The organism is Epilithonimonas sp. (assembly GCF_032055105.1).
In the GTDB taxonomy this organism is placed as follows: Bacteria; Bacteroidota; Bacteroidia; order Flavobacteriales; family Weeksellaceae; genus Epilithonimonas.
In genome coordinates this window covers 83,995-97,287 of record NZ_DAMBRK010000008.1, presented here as the reverse complement: position 1 = coordinate 97,287, position 13,293 = coordinate 83,995, and the positions used below count along the sequence as shown (strand labels likewise).

Below are 13,293 nucleotides of genomic sequence, written 5' to 3'. Positions count from 1 at the left end.
TCAGAAAATTCTGAGGCTTTGATTTTATATTTCTGTATTGAGGTCCCAATTTTCGAGGTAGTCATTAACGTGTTTCAGGAACATTCCGCCAAGACTTCCGTCCACTACTCTATGGTCGTAAGAATGCGACATAAACATCTTTTGACGAATCGCAATCACATCTCCAAATTCAGTTTCGATAACTGCCGGTTTTTTGACAATTGCACCAACTGCCAAAATAGCCACTTGAGGCTGAGGAATAATCGGAGTTCCCATAAGGTTTCCGAAAGTTCCAACATTCGAAATCGTGTAAGTTGCACCTTGTGTATCTGCAGGAGTCAGTTTTTTATTACGTGCTCTGTAAGCCAAATCGTTGATTGCTTTTGCCAAACCTGACAAACTTAATTGGTCTGCATTTTTGATAACAGGAACAATTAAGTTTCCATCTGGAAGAGCTGTTGCCATTCCTATATTGATATTTTTTTTCTTGATGATTTTATCCCCATCCACAGACACATTAATCATTGGAAAATCCTGAATAGCTTTCACAACCGCTCTGATGAAAATTGGCATAAAAGTCAATTTTTCGCCATCTCTTTTTTGGTAAGAATTTTTGTTGGCATTTCTCCAAGTCACAACATTTGTAACATCGGCTTCTATAAATGATGTTACGTGCGGCGAAGTATGTTTGCTATTAACCATCGCATCCGCAATGATTTTACGAACTCTGTCCATTTGGATAATTTCGTCACCATCACTAATACTGATTGGCTGAGCTGGAGCTGATTGAGCTTTAACCTGAGAAATTGGTTGTGAAACAGTTTGCTGAACAGGAGCTGACTGAACCACTCCTCTATTCTTTACAAAACCAAGAATATCTTCTTTTGTAATTCTGCCTTCTAATCCACTTCCTTTGATTGATTTCAGTTCAGATTCAGAGATTTTTTCTTCTTGAACAATTGATCTCACCAACGGAGAAAGATACAAATCTGAATTTTGATTGTTAAATGAATTATCAGAATAATTAGACAAAGGCTGTTCCAGAGTTTTTACAACTTCAGGCTCCGGCTGAACAATCTGTTCTTTTACTTCTTCATAAGATTTAGCCTCAGGAGTTTCTTGAGTATCAGCCTCGCATCCAATTTCCAAAATTGCAATGGCTTCACCTATTTTAGCAACTTCATCTTTATGTTTAAGAATTTTGACAATTTTCCCCGAAACCGGCGTAGGAACATCAGAATCTACTTTATCTGTAGCAATTTCTACAATAGAATCGTCTTCGTTAATAATATCGCCTTCATTAAACAACCAAGTGATAATTGTTGCTTCCATAACTCCTTCGCCCATACTCGGGAGCAATAGTTTATATTCTGCCATTTTTTGGTTTTTTGAATTTTCCCAAAAGTACACTTTTTTTTATTAAATATATAATTATCATATTTAAAATTTGCAAGCCCTATTTTTTTATAAATTTGATAATCAAAATTTTTATAATCACACAATGAACATCTACCTCAGTGCAATCATCCAAATCAAAGAAAACTCAATAATGGATGCTATTGAATTATTAAAAAAACTTGTTATAGAAACTCGTAAAGAAAAAGGCTGTATACAGTACGATCTCTTCGAAGATCACAGAAACAAAGGTGTGTTTTTCATCCACGAAAATTGGGAAACTAGCGAAGATCTTCATAATCATCAGGTTTCAGACCACATGCTGAAGTTCCGTGAGAATATCGTTTCATTATTAGAAAATCCAAACGTAGTATATGTAGGGAACAAACTTTTCTAATTATAAAATTAACAACAAAAAAGTTATTTTTATACCAAAAACACAACATAAGTAAATTTCATTACACTTATTACATAGAAAAGGTTTTTTTTTAATATTTTTGCTAATCTTTTTTCTTAAAATTTAGAATAATAAATCTTAAATATGAAAATAAATCAACTATCTAAATGTGCAGGAATTGGCGTTTTCTTTTTATTTGCTAATCTTAATGCACAATCTAGTGAGAAAGTTATCAAGAATTTCATCCAAAACGATGTCAGTTTTCGCAACAACTTCACAGCAGAATTTAAAATCTTAAATGAAGATAATTCTGTAAGTCTTAAATCTAACATCGTCAATGTTCAGCAATATTTAGGAAATACACCAATATATAAGTCATTAGCAAAAGCCGTGATCCGAGATGGTAAAGTAATTTCTTTTAATAATAATTTTCAGAAAGCTAACAACAACATTATTTCTGATAAAATTGATAAAACCGAAGCTTTATCTTCTGCTTTAAGATATCTAGACATCAAGGATAGTAGCTTTGAACTTGCTAATGATATAGACGGAGATCTTGTAAATCTTCCGGATAACAAAGTTGCAAATGTTCGTTTTTATTTTGAAAAAAATAATAGTTTGATCCCTGCTCAATTATTTTTCATCAACCAAAGTAAAGAGAATAAGTTTTTTGGGATTCTTGTAAGTCTCACAACTGGTGAAATTTTGGAAAATAATAAAATGATTGATGAATGTTCTTTTGACTCTGATCATTTTTCTTCATCAGAATCATTTGATACTACAGAACATTTAATTAGTCATTTTAACCATAATACTACAGCCAAAAACGAATCAAAAGCAGTTACAAATGCTTCTTACAATGTTTTCCCATTCCCATTAGAAGCACCTACGTTTGGATCTAGAACCCTTGTTACAAATCCTTGGGATCTTGCTGCTTCTCCAGAAGGTTGGCATTCTAACGGCAACACTACTTACTCAAACACTTATGGAAACAATGTTTTAGCTTACGTAGATAATAATGGTAGTAATAGTTATGGCTTTTCTCCAACTAGCACAACAACAGGAGATTTCACTTTTGATTTTCCTTTTGCAGAAAGCACTACACTAAGCGCATATGACAATAGAAGCTCTGCCGTAACCAATCTTTTCTATGCTAACAACATGGTTCATGATATCTTCTATAAATTTGGATTTACTGAGGCTACAAGAAACTTTCAATCTAATAATTTTGGAAAAGGAGGCGGACAAGGAGATGCCGTAAGAGCAGAAGCTTACGATGGCAGTGGATACAACAATGCCAACTTTGCATCTGGCTATGAAATACTAAATACGGTTACCGGAAATTACACAGTACAAGCTCCAAGAATGCAAATGTATCTTTGGAATTACAGTGTTTCTCTTAAGCAAAGATTATTCTACACAGATCCCGCTTTAGCAACAAGACCCCCTGTAAATACTGGTTCTGCAAACTTCGGAAAACCATTGATGGAGGCAGGGATTACAGGAGATGTAATTATCCCTAGTGTTGCTACAGGATGTACCGCTTTACCCTCAGGAAGTCTTACTGGTAAAATAGCAATGGTTAATACTACTGGATGCGCCTATAATATAAAAGCAAAAACAGTACAAGATGCTGGAGCAATTGGTATGATTGTTCACAGAACAAACTCCAATACAGTAACAAATATCAGCGTTTCCAATGTTACCAACGTGTCTATCCCATCTATAATGATACCACGCGATGAAGGCAACTTCATAACCGACGAACTTACTGCGGGTAGAACAGTCAATGTTAACTTAAAAGACTTAGCTGTTGGATACAAAAATTCAAGTTTTGATAACGGAGTAATCATTCATGAATATGGACATGGAATTTCTAATAGATTAACAGGTCAGGGTTATAGCTGCTTACAAAACTTAGAACAAATGGGTGAAGGATGGTCAGATTTCTTCGCTCTCATGTTAACTAACTCACCAAACGCATCCGCAACAACAGGAAGAGGAATTGGAACTTACTCTACAAACACTATAACAACAGGCCCTGGTATCAGACAATACAGATATACTACGGACATGACTATCAACCCTCACACATATGCAGACACCAATTCTACTGGAGGACAACCACACGCTGTTGGTGAGATTTGGGCAACAATGTTATGGGATTTGCATTGGAAATTAGCAGAAAAATATGGTTACAATTCTGACGTAACCGCTGACCCTAATTCCGGAAGCGCGAAGGCATTACAATTGGTAATGGATGGTTTGAAACTACAACCTTGTAGCCCAAACTTCGTTTCTGGTAGAGATGCTATTCTTCAAGCTGACCAATTAGCCGGAGGAGCCGACAACTGTCTTATCTGGGAGGTATTTGCAAGAAGAGGATTAGGAGTTAATGCATCCTCTGGTACTGCAGCAAACATCTCTGATCAAGTCGAAGACTTCACTACGCCAGAAGCATGCATTCTTGCGACTGCAGATATTACAAAAAATAAAAACTTTGGAATCTATCCTAACCCTGCAAAAGGAGAATTCTTCATCAAAACCCAACCAACTGTAGGAAATGAAACTATTAAAGTTCAAATTCTTGATTTGAGTGGAAAAGTTGTTAAATCCCTTGAAAGAAAGAAAAATAGCGCTGACTCCATCTCAACACAAGATCTTATCAAGGGAACTTATCTTGTTGTAATCACTGAGAATGGAAAATCTAATGCTGAGAAACTTATTATAGAATAACTAAAGAGATAGATTACATCTTAAAAACCAAAACCTTTTCAGACTTTTCTGGAAAGGTTTTTTTATTCAAATCTTAACAAACTTTATTATTCATAATATTTGGCATCAATCTTGAAAACTTAACTTTGCATAACAATAAATTGCAAAAACTAAATGAAAAATCTCATTACAAAATCTTTTTCAGCAATAGCTTTTTTAGGAATCAACCTAGTGATATTTGGTCAAACTATTGACACAAAATCAAAGACTATTCTTGATGATATAACCAAAAATTATAAAAGTAAAAAAAATTCTTATTTCAAATTCTTGTACACATCTGGAAAAGCTAGCCAAACAGGAATTTTCTATTCTGACAATAAAAGATATAAACTGAAAATAATGGGAACTGAGCAGATTTTTGACGGAAACAAGGTTTATAGCATTAGCGAAGAAGACAAAGAAGTAACTATTGCAAAGCCCAATGATAACCAAGTTGCTTTCTCACCTTTGAGTTATTTGGATTCATACAAGAAAGATTATAACGTCACTTATTCTGGCAAGAAAACCATAAGCGGAATCCCTGTAGATATTATCAAAATGACTCCAGTAAAATCTAATGGTTTGAAAAGTGTAACACTATATGTTAACACTCCTCAGAAAAAACTAATCAAATTAGAACAAGTTTCCACAAGCAATGATTTAGCTGTAATTACAATTAGCAACTACAAAGAAAATCAAACTCTTTCTCCATCAACATTTACTTTTGACAAATCGAAATATCAGAATTACCTGATTACAGAATTATAAACTAGTCTAAACAAAATAAAAAAAAATGCATCACAAAAAGTAATGCATTTTTTTTATTTCTTAATTTCATATTGATCTGCCCCAGGATATGGCTTCAAATACCCTAAATTCCAATTAGACTTTAATAGAGATTCTATAAAAAGATCATCTCTGAATCTGTGTGGATCATATGGTGTTTTCAAACTTATATCCGCAATATTCCCTTTTACATTCCACCAAAAAGCACTCCAACCTCCTCGCAATTCTTTAATAATTTCATAAACAGTTTTACCTGTTGCTCTGTTCATTAATTTTGCAAAAACCTGACCTTCTGTAGTTGTCAATCCCCGGAGTTGCTTCTCATAACTAGCGGCTAACTCAGTCTGTCTTTGTTTCATGTAGCGACTCCTGTCAGAACCTTTCATATTAGCACTTTCCTTTTGAATATCTCTATATTGCTCCAGCGCATCAAGAAACAAAGGATACACACGATTAAGTTTTTTATTAAGGAAAAAATAGAAATTTTTATCCAGTTGGTTATTAAAATGCGGATTAGCTCTCAAAGTCAACTCATCCATCACAATTACCTGTTCTCCGTTTATTTTATAGATTTTAGCCTTTTGGGCTTCATCGTAGTAATATTCATTTCCAAATTCATCTTTTTTCAATTTGCTCTTTGGGATATCATCAAAAGATTTAACATCCAAAGTATCTTGCTGCGAATAACAAAATACACCGATAAACAAAAAAAGAATTGGAATCAATTTATCAAAAATCATTACTTTTACCTTCATAAAAATCAACAAATCTTAATATCAAAAATCATTCCCTTTAGATATGAAATTCGAAAAGAAATCAATTAAATTTTTAGAAGAATACTTAAATACAGCTTCGCCAACAGGTTATGAACATAATGGTCAAAAAATATGGATGAACTACATCAAACCTTATGTTGATAAAATTGAAGTTGATCATTACGGAACAGCCTACGGAATCATTAATCCAGAAGCCGATTTCAAAGTGGTAATAGAAGCTCACGCAGACGAAATCTCTTGGTATGTCAATTATATTACAGATGATGGATTAATCTACGTTATCAGAAACGGAGGTTCCGACCAAACTATCGCCCCATCAAAAGTGGTAAATATCCACGGAGAAAAAGGAGTTATAAAAGGCGTCTTTGGATGGCCAGCAATTCACACAAGAAGTGCTAATCAAAACGAACCTACACCAAAAATTGATAACATCTTCATCGATTGTGGAGCAACTTCCAAAAAAGAAGTTGAAGAACTAGGAATTTTCGTAGGATGTATGATTACTTACCCCGATGAATTTTTCGAACTGAATGACAGATATTTCGTTTGTCGTGCTTTGGACAACAGAATCGGAGGTTTTATGATTGCAGAAGTTGCCAGACTTTTAAAAGAAAACAAAAATAAATTACCTTTTGGATTATACATTACAAATTCCGTTCAAGAAGAAGTCGGACTTTATGGCGCAGATATGATTGCTGATACCATCAAGCCCAATATTGCCATTGTGACAGATGTGACACACGACACCACAACACCAATGATTGAAAAGAAAAAAGAAGGCGACCAAAAATGCGGCGACGGACCGGTAGTTTTCTTCGCCCCGAGCGTACATCACACCATCAGAGAATTAATCATCAATACAGCCAAAGAAAAAGAAATCCCTTTCCAAAGGGCCGCAGCAAGCAGAGCTACAGGAACCGACACAGATGCATTTGCACATTCCAACGGCGGTGTTCCAAGCGCTTTGATTTCCCTACCATTACGATACATGCATACAACGGTAGAGATGGTTTCAAAAGAAGACGTTTCAAATGTTATAAAATTAATCTACGAAAGTCTTCTAAAAATCGAACCAACAATGAAGTTGAAATATCATTAATAATTCAAGTAAAAAGTAACTATAAAAATGAAAAACAAACTTATAGCGCCTTCTCTTCTCTCTGCCGACTTTGGAAATCTACAGAAAGACATCGAGATGCTAAATAATTCTCAGGCAGACTGGCTCCACGTAGATGTGATGGACGGGCGTTTTGTCCCAAACATTTCTTTTGGATTTCCTGTGATGAAAACCGTTCAGCAACACGCCAAAAAATTCATGGATGTTCACCTGATGATTATTGAACCAGAAAAATATGTGGAAGAATTTATAGAATACGGTGCTGACTTAGTTTCTGTCCATTTCGAAGCTTGCACACATCTCCATAGAACCATTCATCAGATTCAGGACAAAGGGGCGAAAGCAGGCGTAGTTCTTAATCCGGCAACTCCCGTTTTGATGTTGGAAGACATTATTGCAGATGTAGATTTAGTTTTATTGATGAGTGTCAATCCAGGATTTGGAGGGCAAAAATTCATTCAGAATACTTACAAAAAAATCAGCGAGACCAAAGATTTGATTCTAAGCAACAATTCCACCGCACTAATCCAAATTGACGGCGGCGTAAACTTAGACAACGCCTCTAAGCTTTTCGAGGCAGGAGCAGACGTTCTGGTAGCAGGGAATGCAGTTTTCTCTTCCCAAGATCCCGAGAGAACTATTGAGTTACTTAAATTTTAGGAGCTTAATCCCGCTATCCGCTATATCTTTTTTGTCTTAGAAATTTTGACACCGAGCCGAAGTTCTCTGTTAAGACAAAAAAAGGATGCCGCTACTATCGGGGCTAGTGACAAGCTAATAAAAAAAATAGGCTATCAGTTTTGACAGCCTATTTTTATATTTTATTTTCAGAAGAAATTAAAAAATCTCTCTCCCCGAAAAATGAAATTGAGCTTCGATAAGCGCATTCTCATCAGAGTCAGAACCGTGAACAGCATTCTCTCCGATACTTCTTGCAAAAAGCTTTCTGATAGTTCCTTCAGCAGCTTCTGCTGGATTAGTAGCTCCAATTGTAGTTCTGAAATCTTCTACAGCGTTATCCTTCTCAAGAACCGCTGCTACGATTGGTCCAGAAGACATAAAGTCAACCAATTCTCCGTAGAAAGGTCTTTCAGAATGTACTTCATAGAACTTTTTTGCATCAGCTACAGTTAACTGAGTTAATTTCAAAGCTTTAATTTTAAAACCAGCCTCGCTGATTTTTCCAAGAATCGCTCCAATGTGTCCATCCGCTACTGCATCTGGCTTAATCATGGTAAAAGTGATTTTTCCTGACATTTTTTTATTTATTTTTTTAAAGAGTTACAAATTTACAATATTTTTTTGTTATATTTGTCCTCGGAAATTCTTTTCTGGGAAACGACATTCTTTGGCACACTATTTGTTCTAAATAATTCGATTCTCATGTTTAATTTGAGTTTTCATGGTTATTAGTTTTTACCCCAACTTCGGTTGGGGTTTTTTGTTTTTAAAATAAGATTAGTCAAATAAAAAAAACCGTCAAACAAATATTGCCGACGGTTTTTAACTATTAAACAATTGATTTAAATCAATTTGATAAATATCATATAATACTTTATTTTAAAAGAGCGCTACAGCTTCCGGATTAGCTACGGGATATTTTTCTGTAAAACAACCAAAACAATGATTTGGAGAACCTAAAATATTAATCAGGTTATCAACGCTCAAAAACTCCAAGCTGTCAACATCCAGATATTTCCTCAATTCTTCTTTGTTCATATTGGCAGAAATCAAATCGTCTTTGGTCGGTGTATCGATTCCCAAAAAGCAAGGTGCAATAATTGGCGGAGAAACACTTCTAAAATGAATTTCCTTCACGCCTGCTTTTTTCAAAATCTTAACCAATCGCTTTGATGTAGTTCCTCTTACAATAGAATCATCAATAATAACAACTCTTTTACCTTTGATTTCAGAAACGATGGGATTCAATTTAAGATTAACCAAATGTTCTCTCATCTCTTGAGACGGGATAATAAATGATCTTCCAATATACCTATTTTTAATCAAAACCGGACGAAAAGGAATGCCTGAAGCCTTAGAAAAACCAATTGCTGCTGGAACACCAGAATCTGGAACACCAATCACAATATCCGCTTCAACAGGGGCTTGTTCCCAAATCTTCTTTCCTGATTGCTCTCTAACTTCGTGAACATTAATTCCTTCTAAAGTAGAATCTGGTCTTGCAAAATAGATATATTCGAAAGCACAAATCTTGTTGACGCAGTCATCTTTTACAAGATAGGACTGTAATCCTTCTTCGTTATCACTGGTATAGATAATCTCGCCAGGTAAAACATCGCGTACATATTGCGCTCCTACTCCATCCAAAGCACAACTTTCGGAAGCTACAACAAATGTATTTTCGTCAATTGCTCCAAGAACCAACGGTCTGATTCCATTGAAATCGCGGAAAGCAAAAAACTTATTTCTTGTAATCCCAACTACAGAATATGCACCTTCGATTTTTTCCATGGTTGCTTTGATTGCCCCACGAAGTCCAAGATCAAGATTTTTTTGAATTAATCTTAAGATAACCTCGGTATCAGAAGTTGCACGAAAAACAACACCTTCGTCTTCCAACTCTTTTCTAAGTTGCTTTGCATTGGTAAGATTCCCGTTATGAGCTATAGAAAGTATGATTTGGTCGTATTCATTCTTTGCAAAAAACGGCTGAAAATTATATTTCTTTTTGTCTCCTGCAGTTGTATATCTCGTGTGCCCGATAACGGTACTTCCCATATATTGCTGAGGCTCTTCTATCGTTTTGAAAACGTCTAAAACCAACCCTTCATCCTTTACGGAAAGTATTTTACCATTATTACCAACCGCAATTCCGCAAGCTTCTTGACCGCGATGTTGCAAGGCAAAAAGACCGAACTGCGACAGAGAAAACGTGTCCAAATTCTCTGTAGAATGCAATCCGAAAATCCCACATTCTTCTTCCATCTTATCAAAAGGATAGTGAGCTTCCTTTTCTTCTTTGGAGAGATGCTTGGTTTCTTCGAATTCCTGATAGCGGTTTTGAAAAGCGTATTTTGGTAATGTGCTGTAATTTTGAAATTCTAAATCCATTCTAAATTTTTCTCGGATTTTATTTTTCTAGAGCGGTTTGTAATCTATCAAAAATCTCAACATAAGCTTCCGTGATTTCGCCTAAATCTCTTCGGAATCTGTCTTTGTCAAGCTTTTTCATTGTATCCTTGTCCCAAAGTCTGCAAGTATCTGGAGAAATCTCGTCCGCTAAAACAATTTTACCATCGGAAGTTTTTCCTAACTCAATTTTGAAATCTACAAGAATCACATTAGCTTTATCAAATAAATCAATTAAAAGTTTGTTGATTTTATCTGTCAAAGCATACATTTCGTTAAGTTCATCGTAAGTTGCAGCTCCAAGGAAAACAGCGTGATGATCATTAATCAACGGATCTCCTAATTCATCTTTTTTGTAGCAAAGATCAAAAATAGTTACTGGAGATTTAAGACCTTCTTCTACGCCTAATCTCTGAGCCATACTTCCCGCAACATAGTTCCGAACAACCATTTCTAATGGAATGATATCCACTTTTTTTACCAATTGTTCTCTGTCATCCAATTTTTCGATGAAGTGTGTTGGGATTCCGTTTTCGATAAGATATCCGAAAATAATTGTAGAAATAGCATTGTTCAATTCGCCTTTTCTATCGAACTGTCCACGCTTCTGTGCATTGAAAGCTGTAGCATCGTCTTTGTAACGAACAACGACTTCGTCAGGGTTTTCGGTAGCGAAAACCTGTTTAGCTTTACCTTCGTAAAGCATTTCTTTCTTTTGACTCATAATGTTTCATTTTTTTAAAAGGAAGTCGCGAATCACTTCGATTTCCAATTAAACTTTTTACTGTTAGATTTATGCGCAAATTTACGAAATTTTTACATTAAATCCGGTTTTGTAAATATTGAGTTCATGAAGCATTTTTGAAACAGAGAATCTTAACAGCCCGACTTGAACGGAGCTCTTTTTCTTTTTTGAATAAAAAAGAAAAAAGCGGGAGTGGAAGGCGGATTAAGCTGCCCAAATTATAAAAAAAAAAAAAGTCTCTTACGAAAAAGAGACTTTTGAAATATATTTTAACCAATCTTATTTTTTGATGAATTTGATTGATTTTCCATCAACATTCAAGATGTAAGTATTTGGAAGTAATGAGTGAACGTCAATTGATTTTTCATTTGTAAATGGATTACCGATATTTTTCATCAATTTCCCAGAAAGATCATAAATCTTCGCAGATTTCGCTTTGCTAACATCGCCGGCAATATTGATTCTATCAACCACTGGATTTGGATAAATTTTGAAATCCAGATTAGGATTCACAACATCATTAACCGCCAAAATGCCTAAACCTTGGCAATAATCTGATGCGTAAGAAGTCCATTCATTTGCATCGAAAGTTGCTGTAGGATTGATAACATTCGAGTTTCTGTAAAGTGACTTATTGGCATTTGTATTATCCTGACCTTTGATTCCAACCGCATCTACAGTTCCGGATTTGTAAGAAAGGTCAACATAATTACTTCCTGTAAATGTAAGAGATGGTGCCGCAGTAACGAATTTTGCATCAGAAACATTAAAACAACTGAAATTAGCATTTGGGTTGATGGCCACGAAACTTTGATTGTTCTCTACCTCACCTTCCAGTTCAAATGGTTCTCCAAAATAATAAGCAGTTCCTTTGTACTGAATATACAGTTTATAACCTTGAAGATTGACTTTATGACCGGTTCTGTTAGCAATTTCAAAAGCTTTGTTATTTCCAGTTCCTTCAAGATATTTGATTATTTGTAAATCTTTTGCAAAAACGTCAGTTTCCAGAGTTGTAACATTCAAAGTATTACTTTGCGGGCTTTCAAGATAAGCATTATCATAAGCTTTAACTATAAAATTGTAAGTCGTATTTGGAGTCAAATGGTCAGCAGAGAAAGAATTGGTTTTTGAACTTCCAATCAAAACCCCGTCTTGATAAATTTTGTAACCTAAAACATCTAGTTCCGAATTTGCCTGCCAAGTCAAGTTAACAAAATAGGCAGAATTTCTTCCCAAAGAAAGAGAAGAAGGTGCCGATGGAGCAATATTATCAGGTGTCTGATTCCAAATCAAGTCTACCCATTCTGGATGGTCAATAAAAGGATTTCTATTTTTCTGAATATTATAAACCGAATTATTCCTATCAATCTCCCTTTGTGAAACAGGATCTAACTGATGCCAAGAAAGCAACATATCAATGTACCAACTTTCAAATGCTCTTTCTTCTGTTCCATCCATTGGATTTCTATCTTTCGCAGGATCCGCATTTGAACTATAATTAAAACTTCCTAACTTTCCCTCATATCTAACTACATAATAAAGCAAAGATCTTGCAATATCACCTTTAAACTCGTCTATCGGTTCATAAGTCCTTTCTTTATAACTAGAACCAAGAATCCCATTAGTTCCTTGTTTTGAACCATTGGTAAATGTGTAGCTCGCATTTGCAACTTTTCCATAAGGATAATTGCTTCTTAGCTGATTGATTCTTCCATCGGTCGGAATTACAAAAAACAAATCCGAATACATGGGATAAGCACTATTAAAAGAGCTTTGCGGCACCATATGTTCCCGATTCCAACCTAACCCTTCCGAAGCTGCGGAACTAACAATATCATTCAAAGTATAATGATAAGCCGTCTCACCAGTTGGATTATTAGAATAAATATCTAGTAAATAAGTTGAATTACTAGCATCGTAATCATAATACTTATCAATATCCGTCTGTCCGTACAAAGTTTTCAAATCGTCGTAATGATAATTATAAACTTTTGTAGAAATGATATCGTGAAGTTTAGTTTTCAATTGATAACCTGTCAAATTCTCCGCTCCAGAGTAGTATCCTTCCGGTGCAGCTTGTGCAATAACTAAAACCGGCAAAACAGACAATACGAATAAGTATTTTTTCAAAATAAAATATTTTTTAATAATCGGGCTATAAAAATATCATTTTTTTATAAGACTTATTTTATTTTTTAAAAATTGATTATTAATAATAATTTACATTAGATATCTAGACAAAAAAATCCCC

At 34.9% G+C, this 13,293-nt stretch carries 11 protein-coding genes; 5 read left to right on the top strand and 6 right to left on the bottom strand.

The window, feature by feature from the left end; genetic code table 11:
- Positions 1 to 24: 24 nt before the first annotated feature.
- Positions 25 to 1,356: a dihydrolipoamide acetyltransferase family protein gene (locus tag RTY06_RS08735; protein ID WP_312824287.1), complete on the bottom strand. Its 1,332-nt coding sequence runs from the start codon at positions 1,354 to 1,356 to the stop codon at positions 25 to 27.
- Positions 1,357 to 1,480: 124 nt separating this feature from the next.
- On the opposite strand from RTY06_RS08735, the gene RTY06_RS08730 reads away from it, so the two are divergent.
- The 3 genes from RTY06_RS08730 (at position 1,481) to RTY06_RS08720 (ending at position 5,293) form a co-directional block, all read left to right on the top strand.
- A complete protein-coding gene (locus tag RTY06_RS08730; RefSeq protein ID WP_116032067.1) occupies positions 1,481 to 1,771 on the top strand; it encodes a putative quinol monooxygenase in 291 nt (96 codons plus the stop codon).
- Between the two features lie 144 nt (positions 1,772 to 1,915).
- Complete coding sequence (locus RTY06_RS08725; protein WP_312824285.1) at positions 1,916 to 4,507, top strand: T9SS-dependent M36 family metallopeptidase; 2,592 nt, start codon at positions 1,916 to 1,918, stop codon at positions 4,505 to 4,507.
- Between the two features lie 153 nt (positions 4,508 to 4,660).
- Entirely contained in the window at positions 4,661 to 5,293 is a 633-nt protein-coding gene (locus tag RTY06_RS08720; RefSeq protein WP_312824284.1) for an outer membrane lipoprotein carrier protein LolA, read from the top strand.
- 53 nt (positions 5,294 to 5,346) lie between these two features.
- Here RTY06_RS08720 and RTY06_RS08715 read toward each other — a convergent pair whose 3' ends face one another.
- On the bottom strand, positions 5,347 to 6,066 hold the full coding sequence (locus tag RTY06_RS08715; protein WP_409450836.1) for a DUF4294 domain-containing protein: 720 nt from the start codon (positions 6,064 to 6,066) through the stop codon (positions 5,347 to 5,349).
- Between the two features lie 43 nt (positions 6,067 to 6,109).
- Here RTY06_RS08715 and RTY06_RS08710 point away from each other — a divergent pair, with 43 nt between their 5' ends.
- Positions 6,110 to 7,186: a M42 family metallopeptidase gene (locus tag RTY06_RS08710; RefSeq protein WP_312824283.1), complete on the top strand. Its 1,077-nt coding sequence runs from the start codon at positions 6,110 to 6,112 to the stop codon at positions 7,184 to 7,186.
- A 27-nt stretch (positions 7,187 to 7,213) separates the two neighbouring features.
- Positions 7,214 to 7,864 (top strand): ribulose-phosphate 3-epimerase, encoded by a 651-nt coding sequence (gene rpe / locus RTY06_RS08705; protein ID WP_312824282.1) that lies wholly within the window; start codon positions 7,214 to 7,216, stop codon positions 7,862 to 7,864.
- A gap of 177 nt (positions 7,865 to 8,041) precedes the next feature.
- Here the strand turns inward: rpe and RTY06_RS08700 are convergent, their stop codons facing one another.
- From RTY06_RS08700 to RTY06_RS08685, 4 genes are all read right to left on the bottom strand, one after another.
- Positions 8,042 to 8,461 carry a nucleoside-diphosphate kinase gene (locus tag RTY06_RS08700; RefSeq protein WP_034965572.1) on the bottom strand — a complete coding sequence of 140 codons (420 nt, stop codon included), beginning with the start codon at positions 8,459 to 8,461 and terminating at the stop codon, positions 8,042 to 8,044.
- 303 nt (positions 8,462 to 8,764) lie between these two features.
- On the bottom strand, positions 8,765 to 10,276 hold the full coding sequence (purF, locus tag RTY06_RS08695; protein WP_312824280.1) for an amidophosphoribosyltransferase: 1,512 nt from the start codon (positions 10,274 to 10,276) through the stop codon (positions 8,765 to 8,767).
- A 19-nt stretch (positions 10,277 to 10,295) separates the two neighbouring features.
- Positions 10,296 to 11,018, bottom strand: coding sequence for a phosphoribosylaminoimidazolesuccinocarboxamide synthase (purC, locus tag RTY06_RS08690; protein WP_312824279.1), 723 nt, complete (start codon positions 11,016 to 11,018; stop codon positions 10,296 to 10,298).
- Positions 11,019 to 11,318: 300 nt separating this feature from the next.
- Positions 11,319 to 13,172: an endonuclease gene (locus tag RTY06_RS08685; protein ID WP_312824277.1), complete on the bottom strand. Its 1,854-nt coding sequence runs from the start codon at positions 13,170 to 13,172 to the stop codon at positions 11,319 to 11,321.
- Positions 13,173 to 13,293: the final 121 nt, after the last annotated feature.